This is a genomic window from Oxalobacteraceae bacterium OTU3CINTB1 (assembly GCA_024123955.1).
Classification (GTDB): domain Bacteria; phylum Pseudomonadota; class Gammaproteobacteria; order Burkholderiales; family Burkholderiaceae_D; genus Rugamonas.
In genome coordinates this window covers 106,563-122,121 of record CP099652.1, presented here as the reverse complement: position 1 = coordinate 122,121, position 15,559 = coordinate 106,563, and the positions used below count along the sequence as shown (strand labels likewise).

The 15,559-nt window shown below is 65.6% G+C and carries 13 protein-coding genes; 8 read left to right on the top strand and 5 right to left on the bottom strand.

The window, feature by feature from the left end:
- Positions 1–45 precede the first annotated feature (45 nt).
- The 6 genes from NHH73_00450 to NHH73_00425 all read left to right on the top strand — a co-directional run bounded on the left by NHH73_00450 (position 46) and on the right by NHH73_00425 (position 7,502).
- Positions 46–1,137 (top strand): acyl-CoA dehydrogenase, encoded by a 1,092-nt coding sequence (locus NHH73_00450; protein USX26802.1) that lies wholly within the window; start codon positions 46–48, stop codon positions 1,135–1,137.
- Positions 1,125–1,916 (top strand): PIG-L family deacetylase, encoded by a 792-nt coding sequence (locus NHH73_00445; protein USX26801.1) that lies wholly within the window; start codon positions 1,125–1,127, stop codon positions 1,914–1,916. Before NHH73_00450 ends, NHH73_00445 begins: the two co-directional genes overlap by 13 nt.
- Entirely contained in the window at positions 1,913–2,551 is a 639-nt protein-coding gene (locus tag NHH73_00440) for a class I SAM-dependent methyltransferase (protein USX26800.1), read from the top strand. The genes NHH73_00445 and NHH73_00440 overlap by 4 nt, the downstream gene beginning before the upstream one ends.
- Entirely contained in the window at positions 2,551–3,279 is a 729-nt protein-coding gene (locus tag NHH73_00435) for a glycosyltransferase (GenBank protein ID USX26799.1), read from the top strand. Before NHH73_00440 ends, NHH73_00435 begins: the two co-directional genes overlap by 1 nt.
- Before the next feature lie 40 nt (positions 3,280–3,319).
- A complete protein-coding gene (locus NHH73_00430; GenBank protein ID USX26798.1) occupies positions 3,320–5,416 on the top strand; it encodes an AsmA family protein in 2,097 nt (698 codons plus the stop codon).
- Between the two features lie 217 nt (positions 5,417–5,633).
- Positions 5,634–7,502, top strand: coding sequence for an ATP-binding protein (locus NHH73_00425; GenBank protein USX26797.1), 1,869 nt, complete (start codon positions 5,634–5,636; stop codon positions 7,500–7,502).
- Between the two features lie 8 nt (positions 7,503–7,510).
- Here NHH73_00425 and NHH73_00420 read toward each other — a convergent pair whose 3' ends face one another.
- The 3 genes from NHH73_00420 to NHH73_00410 are packed head-to-tail and all read right to left on the bottom strand — an operon-like array spanning position 7,511 to position 12,474.
- Positions 7,511–9,370, bottom strand: coding sequence for a glycoside hydrolase family 15 protein (locus NHH73_00420; GenBank protein USX26796.1), 1,860 nt, complete (start codon positions 9,368–9,370; stop codon positions 7,511–7,513).
- Positions 9,367–10,170: a trehalose-phosphatase gene (otsB, locus tag NHH73_00415; GenBank protein USX26795.1), complete on the bottom strand. Its 804-nt coding sequence runs from the start codon at positions 10,168–10,170 to the stop codon at positions 9,367–9,369. Before otsB ends, NHH73_00420 begins: the two co-directional genes overlap by 4 nt.
- Positions 10,171–10,191: 21 nt before the next feature.
- Positions 10,192–12,474 (bottom strand): trehalose-6-phosphate synthase, encoded by a 2,283-nt coding sequence (locus NHH73_00410; GenBank protein USX26794.1) that lies wholly within the window; start codon positions 12,472–12,474, stop codon positions 10,192–10,194.
- A gap of 186 nt (positions 12,475–12,660) precedes the next feature.
- Here NHH73_00410 and NHH73_00405 point away from each other — a divergent pair, with 186 nt between their 5' ends.
- A complete protein-coding gene (locus tag NHH73_00405) occupies positions 12,661–13,785 on the top strand; it encodes a mechanosensitive ion channel family protein (protein ID USX26793.1) in 1,125 nt (374 codons plus the stop codon).
- A gap of 68 nt (positions 13,786–13,853) precedes the next feature.
- Here NHH73_00405 and NHH73_00400 read toward each other — a convergent pair whose 3' ends face one another.
- The gene (locus tag NHH73_00400) at positions 13,854–14,147 is read right to left on the bottom strand and encodes a hypothetical protein (protein USX26792.1); all 294 of its coding nucleotides are present in this window, start codon (positions 14,145–14,147) and stop codon (positions 13,854–13,856) included.
- Positions 14,148–14,203: 56 nt separating this feature from the next.
- Positions 14,204–14,758, bottom strand: coding sequence for a hypothetical protein (locus tag NHH73_00395; GenBank protein USX26791.1), 555 nt, complete (start codon positions 14,756–14,758; stop codon positions 14,204–14,206).
- A gap of 139 nt (positions 14,759–14,897) precedes the next feature.
- Here NHH73_00395 and NHH73_00390 point away from each other — a divergent pair, with 139 nt between their 5' ends.
- Positions 14,898–15,503, top strand: a complete 606-nt coding sequence (locus NHH73_00390; GenBank protein USX26790.1) for a PEP-CTERM sorting domain-containing protein — start codon at positions 14,898–14,900, stop codon at positions 15,501–15,503.
- The last annotated feature ends 56 nt before the right edge of the window (positions 15,504–15,559 follow it).

Sequence of the window (15,559 nt, the reverse complement as noted above, 5' to 3'; positions counted from 1 at the left end):
GCAGCATGATGAGATCGCTTCCCACAACATTTCGAATGGATCGTCATGCCGTCCCAGTTATCGATCATCGCGGCATCGCCGTCCGTCCCGCCGCCGCCCCGCCTACCCGCAGCGGGCAGCGACATGCCGGCCGCGCTGCGCCGCTTGCTGCTGCCCGAGCGCGGCGGCGCGGCCGGCGCCGGACAGCTGCTGCGGCGCATCGTGGACGGGCGGCTTGACCGCCTGCCGCCGCCGGGAGGCGGCGCCACGGCGCAGCGCTGGCGCGCTCTGGCGGAGGTGGCGGGCCATGATCTAAGCCTGCTCAAGCTCTACGAAGGCCACACCGACGCCCTCGCCATCCTGGCCGAGCTGGGGGCGCCGGCCGCGCCGGGAACGTTGTGGGGTGTCTGGTGCGCCGAACCGCCCGACGGCAGGGTCACGGTGCATCGATCCACAAGTGGCGCGGTGCGCCTGTCTGGCCGCAAGCTGTGGTGTTCGGGCGCCGCGACGCTGGACCACGCGCTGGTCAGTTGCTGGGACGAGGAAGGCCTGCCCTGGTTGGCCGCCGTCGCCCTCGACCAGCCCGGCGTGACGGTGACGGCCGGCGGCTGGCACGCGGTCGGCATGGCCGGCAGCGCCAGCGTCGACGTGGTGTTCGACAACGCCGAGGCGCAGCTGGTGGGCGTCTCCGGAGCGTATGTGCGGCGTCCGGGATTCTGGCACGGCGGCGCCGGCATCGCAGCCTGCTGGTACGGGGCGGCGCGAGCCATCGCCGATTCCCTGCTCGCGGCGGTGCGCGCCGGCGCCGCGCGCCAGGCGGCCGATCCGCACCGCCTCGCACAACTGGGCATGGCGGACATCGCGCTGGCCGGCGCGGCGGCGGTGCTGCGCGAATCCGCCGCCGCCATCGATGCCGATCCGGAGGCCGACGCCGGCGTGCTGGCGCTGCGCGCGCGCCTGGCCGTCGAAGCGGCGGCCACGCTGGTGCTGCAGCACGCCACGCGCGCGCTGGGCGCCACGCCGCTGTGCCGCGACCCGCACTTCGCCCGGCTTGCGGCCGACCTGCCGGTGTTTCTGCGCCAGAGCCATGCCGAGCGCGATCTGGCGGCGCTGGGACGCATGTTGTCCGAGTCGGAGGAGTCGCCATGGGCGCTATGATCAACCACGCCGCCGAACGCCACATCGCTGGGGAAGGCACGCCCGACGCCAGCTGGCAGGCCTGGGGCGGGTTACAGGATTTGCCGCCGGTGTCCGCCGCCGCCCTGGTGCCGCCGGGACGCCGCGCCGTCATCGTCGCCCCGCATCCGGATGACGAGGTGCTGGCCTGCGGCGGGCTGCTGCAACTGCTGGCCGCGCAAGGCAGTCCCACGGTGCTGGTGGCGGTGACCGACGGCACCGGCAGCCATCCGGGTTCGACGACGATCACGCCGGAACAGCTGGCGCGCCTGCGCCCGCGCGAAACCGACGCCGCCCTGGGCGCGTTGGGATTGAACGCGTCGGCCGGCAAACCGGCGCCGCAGGTCTTGCGCGCCCGGCTGCCCGACGGCGCGGTCGCCGCATCGCTCGACCAGCTGCACACGCTGCTGCGGCAGATGCTGCGGCCGGACGACGTGGTCTTCGTCACCTGGCGCCAGGACGGCCATCCGGACCACGAGGCGTGCGGACTGGCCGCCGCGATGGCCGCCGGCGCCTGCCGCGCGACGTTGATCGAGATGCCGGTGTGGAGCTGGCACTGGGCGGCGCCGGGCGATGCACGCCTGCCGTGGCGCCGCGCGCGCCGCCTGGCGCTGGGCGAGGATGAACTGCGGCGCAAGCGCGCGGCGGTCGATTGCTTCACCAGCCAGCTGCACGACGATCCGTCCACCGGCCAGCCGGCCATCCTGCCGCCGCATGTGCTGGCGCGCTTGCTGCATCCCTACGAAATCTACTTCACATGACGACCTCACTACCCTCCGACTTCGATCCGCTCGCGCACTTCCAGCAGTTGTACCAGCAGGACGCCGATCCGTGGAAAGTGCGCCAGCGCTGGTACGAGCAGCGCAAGCGCGACATCCTGCTGGCCTCCCTGCCGCGCCAGCGCTACCGCAGCGCGTTCGAACCGGCCTGCGGCAACGGCGAGCTGACGGCGGCGCTGGCCCACCGCGCCGAGCGCTTGCTGGCGAGCGACCTGTCGGCCGAGGCGGTGGTGCTGACGCGCCGGCGCATGCTGCGCGAGGACCCAAGCGACGCCGCGCGCGTGACGATCCGCCAGCAGCATATTCCGCAGGATTGGCCGGCCGACGCCTCGTTCGACCTGATCGTCATCAGCGAGATGGCCTACTATCTCGACGAACCGGCCTTGCTGCGGCTGCGCCAGTGCTGCGTCGATGGGCTGGCCGACGGCGGCACCCTGGTCATGTGCCACTGGCGCCGGCCGTTCGCCGACCGCCGCCTGAACACCGACAGCGTGCACACCGTGTTCGACGCCACGCCGGGCCTGCATCGCCTGCTGCGCCACAGCGAGGACGACTTCCTGCTCGACGTCTGGTCCGGCAGCGCCGACTCGGTGGCGCAGCAAGAGGGCCTGGCCTGATGATCGGCGTGATCATCCCGGCCCACAACGAGGAGCGCGAACTGGAACAGTGCCTGGGGGCGATCCGCGTCGCCGCCGGCGATGGCGCGCTGGGCGGCGAGCCGGTGCATGTCATGGTGGTGCTCGACAGCTGCAGCGACGGCTCGCGCGCGATCGTCGAGCGCCATGCGCGCCATCGCGTGCAGGATTGTTGCGTGGTCGGCGGCCTCGTGGTCGCATTCCGCAACGTCGGCGCGGCCCGCGCGGCCGGCGCCGCGTGTTTGCTGGCGCTCGGCGCCCGCTGGCTCGCCTTCACCGACGCCGACACGCGCGTCTCGCCGGCGTGGCTGGCGGTGCAACTGGGCCTGGACGTCGATGTCGTCTGCGGCACCATCGCGGTCGACGACTGGTCGCCGCACCTGGACGACGCCGAGGCGCTGCGCCGCCACTTCCACCTTGGCTACACCGACGCCGACGGCCACCGCCACATCCACGGCGCCAACCTGGGCGTGTCGGCGGCGGCCTATCTGCGGGCCGGCGGCTTCGAGGCGCTGGCCTGCGGCGAGGATGTGGCGCTGGTGGCGGCGCTGGAGCGCTGCGGTGCGCGTTTCGCCTGGAGCTCGGCGCCGCGCGTGGTGACGAGCGCGCGCCGCGACCCCAAGGCCAGCGGCGGCTTCGGCGACACCTTGCTGCGCTATGCCGCCAGCGCGCGCCGCCCTGCCGGCGGATTTGCCGGTTTTGTTGAGTAGCTCACATAACCTGGCGTGATCGAGGCGTAGCATGGACCGCATGAGAAGATCGCGCCCACTGACCATTGTTTACTATTTCCTCGCCGCACTGCTGGTGCTGCTGGTGGCACTCGTCATCTTCGTGCTGACGTTCGACTGGAACCGCGCCCGTCCCTACATCAACGACAAGGTGTCGCAGACCATCGGGCGCGAGTTCGCCATCAAGGGCGACCTGGATGTGCGCTTCCGCCAGGGCGATCCGGCCGAGCCGGGATGGCGCCGTTATGTGCCGCGCCCCGAAATCAGCGCCAAGGATGTGTATGTCGTCAATCCGTCCTGGACCACCACCGGTCCGCGCCTGGCCAGCGTGGGCAATATCGTCGTGGCGATGCACACGCTGCCGCTGCTGCACAAGGAAGTGGTGATCACCAACCTGGAACTGGACAAGCTGGAGGTGGCGGCCCAGCGCCGCGCCGACGGCAGCAATACCTGGACCTTCAAGGATAACGGCCCGTCGGAGTGGGAGGTCGACATCCGCCGCCTGGCGTTCCGCGAGGGCAGCCTGCGCTACCTCGACGACGGCATCAAGCTGGACCTGCGCGCGAAGGCGACCACGATCAATCCGAACGACGCCGACGCCACGGCCGACGACAAAGCCGATGAGAAGCCGGCCGACCGGTCCGCTGGCAAGACCACCGCCCAGGCCGGCGACAACCGCACTGGCAGCCCCTACGGCCTGCGCTTCGAACTGGGCGGCACGTATCGCGGCGCGCCGGTGACCGGGGGCGGCAAAACCGGCGCGGTGCTGTCGCTGCAGGACGAACACAACACCTTCCCGATTCAGGCCAACGCCATGGCGGGCAAGAACAAGATCGCCATCGAAGGCACCTTGACCGATCCGCGCTCGCTGTCCGGCATCGACCTGAAACTGTCGCTGGCCGGCGCCAGCATGGCGGACCTGTATCCGCTGACCGGCGTGCTGCTGCCGGAGACGCCCGCCTACGCCACCACCGGCCGCCTGGGCGGCAAGAAGGAGGGCGCCGTGTGGAACTGGACCTACCGCAACTTCACCGGCACCGTCGGCGGCAGCGACCTGCACGGCACCTTGAGCTACAGTCCGCGTAAGCCTCGTCCACTGCTGACCGGCACGCTGACCTCCAACCAGCTGCGGCTGGCCGACCTGGGGCCGAGCATTGGCGCCGAGAGCAACGCCGACAAGGCCGCGCGCGACAAGAAACCGAACCAGCCGGCGGGCAAGGCGCTGCCGGTCGAACAATTCAATACCGCCAAGTGGGACGCGCTCGACGCCGACGTCAAATTCTCCGGCAAGAAGCTGGTGCGCACGCACGATATTCCGCTGGAGAATATCGAAACCCAGATCCGCATGAAGAACAAGGTATTGACGCTGACGCCGCTGAACTTCGGCATGGCCGGCGGCAACGTCACCTCCAACATCACGCTCGACGGCGGCAAGAATCCGATCCAGGCGCAGATCAAGCTGGCCGCGCGCCACCTGAAGATCCGCCAGCTGTTCCCGAAATTGCAGGCGATGCAGGCCAGCGTGGGCGAGGTCAACGGCGACGCCGCGCTAGCCGGCACCGGCAACTCGGTGTCGTCGATGCTGGCGACCGCCAGCGGCGAACTGGGCGCGACCGTCAGCGAGGGCTCGGTCAGCAAGTTCGTGCTCGAGGCGGCCGGCCTGAACATCGCCAACGCCGTTTTCGTCAAAATGTTCGGCGACAAGCAGGTGCAGCTGAACTGCGTGGCCAGCGATTTCGTCGTCGAGAAGGGCCAGGCGCAAACGCGGCGCTTCGTCGTCGACACCGACGAGGCCGTCGTCGACGTCACCGGCAGCATCGATCTGGCCAACGAGCGCCTGAACCTCGACGTCAAGCCGAAGACCAAGGGCGTGCGCATCATTTCGCTGCGCACGCCGCTGTACGCGCGGGGCACGTTCTCCAATCCGGACGTCGGCGTGGCCAAGGGACCGCTGGCGCTCAAGGCCGGCGCCGCCGTGGCGCTGGGCATCATCAATCCGCTGGCGGCGGTGGTGCCGTTGATTAATCCCGGCAATGTGGAAGCGGTCGACTGCGCCGCCGCGCTGAAACAGGCGACGCAGGTGCGGTTCGGCTCGAAGCCCGAGCCGGCCAAGAAGTAATCAGCAAGATGTTTGCGCTGGCGCATGACGCAGCCGGGGGAAACTTGAGCTATAGCCGTTAAAGTCCAGCCAGTTTTACTGGCCGGGGTTGTCGCTTGGTATGATAGGGAAAACCAAGGGCTCCCCGATGCTGCTTCTCGCAAAAAAACTTCCAACTGCGCTGCGCTACGCCGTGGGTGCCGGCCTGTCACTATTTGCTTTCACATTGCAGATCGGCGTGTCTTTTATCGTCGGCAACCGGATTCCCTTTTTGCTGTTCGTGCCGCTGGTGGCGCTGGCGGCTGCGGTGTTGGGCAGCGGTCCTGCCGCAATCGTGTTGCTCGCCGGTTTTCTTTACGGTTGTTCGATCTTTCTGCCGCTGGGCAGCCTGTATGTCGGTTCCGTGCGCGACCAGGTTTCACTGGCGCTGTTTGTTGTAGTCGGCATATTCTTTCTCTACGTCGGCAAGAAGGTGCGGGAGCTGGTCGACCGCGCGGTGGACGCCGAGCTCGCGCTGCTCAATGAAAAACTCGTGCGCGGACGTGCCGACGACGAGCGCTTGCGCGAACTCTATCGGCAGGTGCAACGCAGCGAGGAGCGCTACCGCAACCTGTTCGATTCGATGGACCAGGGCTTTTGCGTGATTGACATGATCTTCGACGAGGCCGGCGAGGCGGTCGATTACCGGGTACTGGAGATGAATCCGGCGGGGATCGCGATCTACGGCCTGGGCGATGTCGTCGGCAAGACCATCAAGGAGGTGGTTCCGCATATCGGATCATACTGGATCGACACCTATGCGCAAGTGGCGGTGACCGGACAGCCGGTGCGCTTCGAGAACCAGGCGCAGTCCAGCGGTCGCTGGTTCGAAGGCTACGCCAGCCGCGTCGGCGACGCCGACAGCCGCAAGGTGGCGCTGCTGTTTACCGACGTCAGTGTGCGCAAGGAGAACGAGGCGCGCCTGCGCAGGCTGGCGGCCGACCTGTCCGAAGTAGACCGCCGCAAGACCGAGTTCCTGGCGGTGCTTGCGCACGAGTTGCGCAATCCGCTGGCGCCGATCCGCAGCGGCCTCGATATCCTCAAGCTCAGCGGCGCCAATCCGCAGATGGTCGAGCGCATGCGCGACATGATGGACCGGCAGGTCACGCACATGGTGCGGCTGGTCGACGATTTGCTCGATATCGCCCGCATCAACGGCGGCAAGATCGATTTGAAGAAGGAGCGCGTCTCCCTGCAAAGCATCGTCTCGGCGGCGGTGGAGGCCAACGCGCCGATGATCGAGAACGCCCGCCATCGCCTGTATGTCGTCATGCCCGACGAGGAGATCGAGCTGCTGGTCGACCCCACCCGCATGGTGCAGGTGCTGGGCAACCTGCTCAACAACGCGGCCAAGTACACGCCGCCCGGCGGCCGGATCGATCTGAGCGCGGTGCAGGAGGGCGGGCAGATCGTCATCGCGGTCGAGGACAACGGCGTCGGTATTCCGGAGGCGTCGCAGCCGTTCATCTTCGACATGTTCAACCAGGTCGGCAGGAATATGGATCTGTCGCACGGCGGCCTGGGAATCGGCCTGTCGCTGGTCAAGCGGCTGCTGGAAATGCATGACGGTAGCATCAGCGTCGCCAGTGGCGGGACCCATAGCGGCGGCACCACGTTCACCATTCGTTTGCCATTGAGCGTGACGGTGGAGGCCGGGCATGCGGTGGGCGATCAGCTGGCGGCGCCGCTGCGCACCGACATGTTGAGGATACTGGTGGTGGACGACAACGCCGACGCGGCGCAGACGCTGGCGAGTTTGCTGGAGTTCAAAGGGCACAGCATCCGCGTCGCCAACGACGGCATCGAGGCGCTGGAGGTGGTGGAGGATTGGATACCGGAGGTCGGGTTGATCGATATCGGCATGCCCAACCTGAACGGCTACGAGCTGGCGCAGGCGCTGCGTAAAAAACCGGCGCTCGACGGCATGGCGCTGATCGCGTTGACCGGGTGGGGCGCGGAGAACGACCGCACCTTGTCCAAAGAGGCCGGCTTTGTCGAGCATTTGACCAAGCCGGTGGATTTCGATGCGATCGAGGCGGTGCTGGGCAGGTTGCCCAAGGCGCCGTAAACCTCCGCTTACACCACGCTGTCCCATGGCGCCGACAAGCGCATTGCACAGTTGATCAACCCCACCATCGAATACGTCTGCGGGAAATTTCCCCACATTTCGCCGGTGTCCGGATGCGTGTCCTCGGACAGCAAGCCCAGATGGTTGCGCGCCTTGAGCATGGTCTCGAAGATCTCGCGCGCCTCTTCCTTGCGGCCGATCCGCGCCAGCGCGTCGATGCGCCAGAAGGTGCAGATGTTGAACGCCGTCTCCGGCTTGCCGAAATCGTCCGGCGCCTCGTAGCGGCGCATGTACGGGCCGTCGCACAGCGACTTCTCCAGCGCCTCCACGGTCTTGACGAAGCGCGGGTCCTTCGGATCGATGAAGTTCACCTCGGCCATCAGCAGCACGCTGGCGTCCAGGTCCTCGCCACCCAGGCTTTCGCAGAAGGCCTGGCGCTTCTCGCTCCACGAATCGCGCAGCAGCGGTTCGCGGATTTGCTCGGCGCGCGCCTGCCAGTGCGCCGCGCGCTCCGGCAACTCCAGCACGTGGGCGATCTTGGCCAGGCGGTCGCAAGCGGCCCAGCTCATCAGCATCGACGAGGTGTGCACGCGGGCGCGCGTGCGCAACTCCCACATGCCGGCGTCCGGCTGGTCGTGGACGCGGAAGGCTTGCTCGCCAACCGCCTCCAGATGCGCGAACTCGGCCACGCCGGCGCGGTTCAGCAAACGATGGTCGAGGAAGGCCTGCGCCGCCCCCAGCACCACATTGCCGTAGACGTCATGCTGGAAGTGCTCCTGCGCCTGGTTGCCGACCCGTACCGGCTGGTGGCCGCGATAGCCGGGCAAGTGGTCCAACGTCGATTCGGGCAGGGATTCCTCCAGGCCGATGCCGTACAGCGGCTGGATATGCCCGCCCTTGGAGCTGGCGACGATGTTGCTCAGCCAGCGCAGGTACTCCTCCATCGTGCCCACCTCGGAAATGCTGTTGAGTGCGCGCACGACGAAGAAGGCGTCGCGCAGCCAGCAGAAGCGGTAGTCCCAGTTGCGCGCGCTGCCGGGCGCTTCCGGGATGCTGGTAGTCATGGCGGCGATGATGGCGCCGGTGTCCTCGTACAGCGACATTTTCAGCGTGATGGCCGCGCGGATCACCACGTCCTGCCACTCGTACGGCAGCGCCAGCCGGCGGCTCCAGTTGCGCCAGTAGTTGATGGTTTCCTTTTCGAAGCGGCGGCAGACGTCCTCGATGCCGTCGTTCAGGGTTTCATCCGGTCCCAGCATGAAGTTCAGCGAGCTGTTGGCGAGGAACCAGGTCTCCGACAGCAGGTGGCTGAGCGATGCATCCGTGTTCAGGCGCAAGGTCTGGTCCGAGCCGACATAGCGGATGTGGTGGCTGCCGCGCGTGATCTCCGGCGCCTCGCGGCCCCAGTCGAAGCGCGGACGCAGCCGCACGCGGATGCGCACCGCGCTGTTGAGGATGCGAATGCGGCGTATCAGCATCAGCGGCCGGAACATGCGGTCGCGGCTGGTGAAGCGCGGCGCGAAGTCGGTGATCTCGATGCCATGGTTGTCGGCGTCCATCAGGCGGGTGCGCAGCACGGCCGTGTTGGGATCGTAGAACTGCTCGGTCTTGACGCAGTTCTCCAGCTCGATGCTCCAGACGCTGCCGTTCTCGGAATTGTCCAGCAGCGCGTTGAATACCGGATCGCCGTCGAAGCGCGGCAGGCAGCACCAGACGATGTTGCCGCTACGGTCGACCAGCGCGTTGTAGGAACAGTTGCCGATGACGCCGCAGTTCAGCGACGCTTCGGGCGTCACCGGTTTGCCGGGCGCGGCTTCGTTCGGATTGGTGTGTGCGGCGGAATTGGTGTCGGTTGCTGTGCTGGTCATTGCGTGTCTCCATGAGGCAGGGTAGTGGCCGCTTGCACCAGCTGCGCGCGCAGTTCCTGCGGCGAGGCGAGGCGGCGCAGCGCGGCGCTCGGACCGGGGCCGATCTTCACGCCCATGCCGCCCGTTTGCTGGGCGTAGGCGATGCCGGCTTCGTCGGTGGTATCGTCGCCGGCAAACACCGGCTTGTGGCCCTTGAAGGGCGCTTCCTGCATAAACGCGGCCAGGGCGCTGCCCTTGGTGCTCGATCCCGGCTTGAGCTCCAGCACCATTTTGCCATGTAACAGGACCATGCCGGGGCTGGCGTCGAGCGCTTCCTGCATCACTTGCTCGCACAGTTCCTTCAGTCCCGGCGCCAGGCGGTAGTGCAGGGCCAGCGCGCCGCGCTTTTCCTCCAGCAGCAGGTCGGGATATTGCGCCACCAGCGGTTGCAGGCGCGACTTGGCGTTATCGAGCGGCAGCACCGTGATGTAGTGCAGCTCGCCGTCGGCGGCGCGCCGTTCGGCGCCGTGCACGCCGGCCGCCGGCAGCTTGAGCGGCGCCAGCATGGCGTCGATCTGCTCGATCGGGCGGCCGCTGACGATGGCCAGGCGTCCGCCCAGCTTGTCGCGCAGCGTGGCCAGCGCCTCGATCAGGCCGGGCACGACCACGACGGTGTCGGGCGTTTCGGCCAGGTCGACCAGGGTGCCGTCGAAGTCCAGGAACAGGCTGCAATCGGGCCAGTCGGTCAGCAGGAAGGCTTGGTTGTCGGCGGACGCGCCGGTGTTCGTCGCGTCCGCCTGGTTGGTGTCGAGTGTCATCATGGTTATCTTTTCAGCTGCTAATTAGCTTACCCGGCGCAGGTTGCCGCGGCTGTGGGAACGGATCTTCTGCATCACTTTTTCGCGTTTGCGCAGACGGGCGGCGTCGAGCAGCATGTGGCCGGCCCAACGGTAGACGTTGAAGCGGCGCACGCGGTCGCGCATGCTGCGCATCCGTTCGCGCTGCTCGACCGGCGGCATGGTCAGGCCGCGGTACAGCGCCTCGGCGCCTTGCTCGATATGGTACGGGTTGATGATCAAGGCCTCGTGCAGTTCGCGGGCGGCGCCGGTGAACTGGCTCAGCACCAGCGCGCCGCGTTCGTCGTCGCGGGCGGCGATGAATTCCTTGGCCACCAGGTTCATACCGTCGTGCAGGCTGGTCACCATGCAGACCTCGCTGGCGCGGAAGTAGCGCTGCAGTTCGGCTTGCTCGTGGTGCTCGATCTTCAGGATGATCGGCAGGTAGCCGTCGCTGCCGAAGCGGTCGTTGACCCGCGCGGCCAGCTTGCGCACGCGCTGCTCGAAGTTCATGTATTCCTCCAGGTCCGAACGGCTCGGCGCGGCGATCTGCACGAAGCTGAACTTGCCGATCATGGTCGGATGGCGCTCCAGCATGCTCTCGACCGCCTGGAAGCGCTCCAGGATGCCCTTGGTGTAGTCGAGGCGGTCGACGCCGAAGGCCAGCAGGTGGTCTTCCGGCACGCCCAGGATCTGGCGGATTTCGGTGCGGCACTGTTCCACCGGCTGCGTGTCCGGATAGTCGGGCCAGGCGATCGAGATCGGATAGTCCTCGACCTGGGTCAGCTCGTTGCCGTACGAAATGGTCGATGCTTCCGGCTCGATGCGGGTTTCCAGGTAACGGTCGACCGTGTCGAGGAAGTTCTTGCGGTGGAACGGCGTGTGGAAGCCCAGGATCGTGCTGCCCAGCATGCCTTCCAGGATTTCTTCGCGCCACGGGCAAATGCCGAACGACTCCGAGTTAGGCCATGGGATGTGCCAGAACGTGATAATGGTGGCTTTCGGCAGCGCCTCGCGCACCATGCGCGGCAGCAGGGCGAAGTGGTAATCCTGCACCAGCACCACCGGGTTGTCGGTGCGCGCTTCCTTGATGACGGCGTCGGCGAAGCGACGGTTGACTTTGACGTACTCTTCCCAGTCGGACGAGCGGAACACCGGACGCACGTGGGCGATATGGCACAGCGGCCACAGGCCTTCGTTGGCGAAGCCGTAGTAGTAGCCTTTTTCCTCTTCTTCCGTCAGCCAGACGCGGCGCAAGGTGTAGCTCGGATTCTTCGGTGGCACCGGCACGTGGTCGTTGCGGTCGACCGTCTCGCGATCGGCGCTGCCGGCGCCATGGGCGATCCAGGTACCGGAGCAGGCGCGCATCACCGCCTCGACGGCCGTCACCAGGCCGCTGGCCGGACGGCGCACGCGGACCGTGCCGTCCTTGTTTTTCTCGTGGATGTAGGGCTCGCGGTTGGACACCACCAGCACCTGATCGCCGGCCAGATCCTGTTGCAGCAGGGCCTTGAGTTTTTCCGGCGCCCATTCGGCGCTGTTGTTGCTGCTGCTGCTTTGGCGTTCCTCGTGGTATTCCTCGAGCAGGCTGCGCAGTTCGCCGATCAGCGGTTCCATCTCGGGCGGTGGCGGCGGCGGCGTCGCGCCGGGCGCGGTCGATTTGACGTCGCGCGGCAGCAGCTGGCCGCGCAGCACGTCGTTCAGGCTGGCCAGCCAGCCGCGCCAGCTCAGGTGCGACACCAGCAGCGTCAGGAAGGCGATCGCCACGCCCAGCAGCGCGAAGAAGATCAGCACGTACTTGGTGGTCTCGGCGCTGCGGCGCTCGATGAAGCTCATGTCGTGCACCAGGATCAGACGACCCAGTCCGGTGCCGTTGTCTTCGATCGGCGTATCGGCCACGTGGACCGGACCGCGTGGCAGTTGCACCAGCGACTTTTGCTTGCTGCCGTCGGTCGGCTTTTCCCAGCAGCCCAGCGATTGCGGGTAGGTGGAGGTTTTGTACAGCAGCTTGCCCGAAGGATCGCAGAAGCCCAGCGCGAACAGGCGCTCGTCTTCGATGGCGCCGTCGAACAGCTTCTTGATGTGGGCCTTGTCGTTGAGCAGCACATCCTCGCGCAGCGGCACCTGCAAGGTGGCGGCCAACAGTTGCGAGCGGTTATCCAGATCGCGCACCGACCAGCGTAGGGTCAGGTTGTCCATCAACGGGACGACGATGTAGGCGAACAGACCCAGCAGAATCGCCAGGGGGAGCATGAAACGTAATGATAGTTTTACAGAGCGTGAAAGCATTGGAGGAGTCCTCAGGTGTGATTGCAGGATAGAAAAACAACCGCTGCATCAATTTTTCGGGATGCGTGGCAATCGACCTCAGCTCCTCTATTGTTTCATTCATGAGGGAAAAACCTTTGTTCGCTAGCGCACGCATGCAGGCAAATGGCGCGCCGCAACATTGCGGAGTCCCCTAGAATCAGGCCCATGGAACTCGACTATTTTTCTGATATGCATGAAGGGCCGTGGCGCGCCGCCGCAGTGGTGGGCGTCAGCGCCGTGGTGTTTGTTGCCGTGGCTCTACTGTTGCATCGGGCGGGCATTATGCTGCTCCGCCGCATAGCGCGAAACCGGCCTTACACCACCAACGCCATCAAGTACGGTTGGCGTCCGAGCCAGCTGTGCATGGCGCTGTTCGCGCTGCGCATCGTGCTGACCGGTGCGCCCGAAAACATGCCGTTGCTGGTGCCTATCTCGCGCATCAACAATGTACTGCTGATCATCGGCCTGACATGGCTGGCCATCGCCTGCGTCAATTCCATCAAGCGCACGATCACCGACGTCAATCCGGTCGACGCGGCCGACAACCTGCGCGCGCGCCGGCTGCTGACGCAAACGGCGGTGCTCACCCGCAGCGCCAACTTCATCATCGGGCTGATTGGGCTGGGTTTCGTGCTGCTGACGTTGCCGGGAGCGCGGCAGGTCGGCGCCAGTTTGCTGGCTTCGGCGGGCGTGGCGGGCCTGGTGGCCGGTATCGCCGCGCGGCCTGTGCTGGGCAACTTTATTGCTGGGTTGCAGATCGCTTTCTCGCAACCGATCCGGCTGGACGACGTGCTGATCGTCAAGGGCGAATGGGGGCGTGTGGAGCGTATCACCGGCACCTATGTCGTGGTGCGGATTTGGGACGAGCGGCGCTTGATCGTGCCGCTCCAATGGTTTATCGAAAATCCGTTCGAGAACTGGACGCATACCTCATCGTCGATACTCGGCACGGTGTTTTTATGGCTGGACTTCAGCGTGCCGGTGCCGGCGATACGGGCCGAGTTCGAGCGCATCACGCATGCGTCGTCGCGTTGGGACCAGCGGGTGTGCGTGCTGCACGTGACGGACGCCGACGACCGCGGCATGCAGTTGCGGCTACTGATCAGCGCACAGGATTCCGGTACCGCCTTCGACCTGCGTTGCGAAATCCGCGAGGCGATCATCGCCTTCGTGGCGGCCAACTATCCGGATTCGTTGCCGCGCCTGCGTCCGGTGCTCGACGCGCCGGGGCCGCAAGAGGAAAGCCTGGGCAAACGCGCCGTGCACGTGGCGGACAGCCCGGCGCCATAATGAAGACTGATCACTGCCAAGCGTGGGAATGATCTTGAACGATGTGACTGCTCAGGTGCTGGGGCTGTCTAAGGCTTGCCGGTTGCGACAGGCACGGCCGGCGGTTGGGCGTATATGACGATGGGCGCGGAACTTTTCGTGGAATTGCTCATCATGAAAAACAATCCACCAAAACCGAAGAAGAGGCCGATAGCCGTTGCGATCATCCAGCGCAAAATATCAGTGCTGGATTTTTGCATATCGGCCCGTATGTCCGCGATGTCCGCCTTGGTTGCCGTTTGCTCCAGCCGCAACTCGATCTTCGCGAGCCGTTCCCGCGTTTCGATGGCGAATTCTTCAAGCTTGATCAGGCGCGCTTCCATACTCCCATCATAGGCAGCAGCGCCAGTCCGGTCAAATATCCCACCGGTATCTAACGCTATTTGGATTTCGGTTTGCGGGCGATGATCTCGTTGATCAGTTTGCGCTCCTTGTCGGTCGCCTTGCGCATCAGGGCTTCGTGCTTGTCGCCCAGCGCGATGGATTCGGTGATTTCAGGGGTGATGGCCGATGACTTGGCGACGCGTTGCGTAATCCACGCCGTGAGCAGACACATCACCAAGGTGCAGGCGATGTAAAACGCGATCCACAAGCCGGTCTGTCCACGGCTGCGGTTGATCGCCTGGACCACCTGTTCGGCCTCCTTGGTCACCGCCGCCATCTTGCCCATCATGTCGGCCACGGCGATGCTGGCCGATTCGGCCGCCACCCGTCCCGCCTCCCTGGCGGTGGCGTCGACGATGGCGGCGGCCTTGGCCTCGATCTTGGCGGCCTCGGCAATGCGCGCGTCGATCTGGTTCAGGCTGATATTCGCCATGCGCACCAGTTTGTCGCAGCCGGCGATCTGCTTGGAGAAATTCTGCAGGTCGTTGTGAAAGCGGTCGGCGTTGAAAAAATCGCCCTGGGGGTGCGATGTCGGGTCGTTGTCGTTCATCGGGGATCCGCGCCATTCAATAACAGTGGAACTGCGATTGTAGATTCAAGACGATGAACTGTGGCAATCCAAGCAGCTTTTACTGGACAAAGGTGAACGCCAATCGTAACATTAGTGCAACTTTATTTTTGGAAACGATATGTCATCGATCAGCTCATGCATCAAACTGGCTTTCGCTTCGGCGATCCTGGCTGCCGCCACCGCGTCCGCCGCCACCATCAACATCGACTTCGAGACCATGCCGGGGGCCGATGGAAAGTTCGGCACGGCCGACGATGTGGCAATGGAGTCCACCTTTGTCACCCAGATACGCGATCAACTGGCGCCGGCCGGCCTCACGTTCACCCAGGGATCGATCATGCAATGGTCATTTTTCAATGGTGATGAGAAGAATCATTTTCTGTCGTCGACCAGCCCAATCGGGACGTTCAGCATTCCCGTATACGGCATCAGCATTGAAAGCAAATCCTATTGGAAGGCCACGTTGACCGCCTATGGCGCTTCTGGCAACGTATTGGCCGTGAACACCCTGCCATCGACGAATGGCGCGCTGGGGCTGTTGTCTGTGACGACCACCGAAGCCATCGCCAGCTTCTCCATCTTGCCGGACAGTCCCAACTTGATCCTGAATCTCGACAACATGGTGCTGACGGTATCGCCCGTGCCTGAACCGTCGACCTGGGGCATGTTCGGCGCCGGTCTGGCGCTGCTCGGATGGCAGCGTCGCCGGACGTTGCGCGGCTAAGGTCCGCATCGATAAGAAAGCCCCGGACGGCTCGCTCAGCCGTCCGGGGCTTTTTT

Excerpts from the sequence above, each read along its gene's own strand:
- NHH73_00390 (USX26790.1), top strand. The coding sequence starts at position 14,898 with ATGTCATCGATCAGCTCATGCATCAAACTGGCTTTCGCTTCGGCGATC.
- NHH73_00440 (USX26800.1), top strand. The coding sequence starts at position 1,913 with ATGACGACCTCACTACCCTCCGACTTCGATCCGCTCGCGCACTTCCAG.
- NHH73_00435 (USX26799.1), top strand. The coding sequence starts at position 2,551 with ATGATCGGCGTGATCATCCCGGCCCACAACGAGGAGCGCGAACTGGAA.
- NHH73_00430 (USX26798.1), top strand. The coding sequence starts at position 3,320 with ATGAGAAGATCGCGCCCACTGACCATTGTTTACTATTTCCTCGCCGCA.
- NHH73_00405 (USX26793.1), top strand. The coding sequence starts at position 12,661 with ATGGAACTCGACTATTTTTCTGATATGCATGAAGGGCCGTGGCGCGCC.
- NHH73_00450 (USX26802.1), top strand. The coding sequence starts at position 46 with ATGCCGTCCCAGTTATCGATCATCGCGGCATCGCCGTCCGTCCCGCCG.
- NHH73_00395 (USX26791.1), bottom strand. The coding sequence starts at position 14,758 with ATGAACGACAACGACCCGACATCGCACCCCCAGGGCGATTTTTTCAAC.
- NHH73_00420 (USX26796.1), bottom strand. The coding sequence starts at position 9,370 with ATGACCAGCACAGCAACCGACACCAATTCCGCCGCACACACCAATCCG.
- NHH73_00410 (USX26794.1), bottom strand. The coding sequence starts at position 12,474 with ATGCTTTCACGCTCTGTAAAACTATCATTACGTTTCATGCTCCCCCTG.
- NHH73_00400 (USX26792.1), bottom strand. The coding sequence starts at position 14,147 with ATGGAAGCGCGCCTGATCAAGCTTGAAGAATTCGCCATCGAAACGCGG.
- otsB (USX26795.1), bottom strand. The coding sequence starts at position 10,170 with ATGATGACACTCGACACCAACCAGGCGGACGCGACGAACACCGGCGCG.
- NHH73_00445 (USX26801.1), top strand. The coding sequence starts at position 1,125 with ATGGGCGCTATGATCAACCACGCCGCCGAACGCCACATCGCTGGGGAA.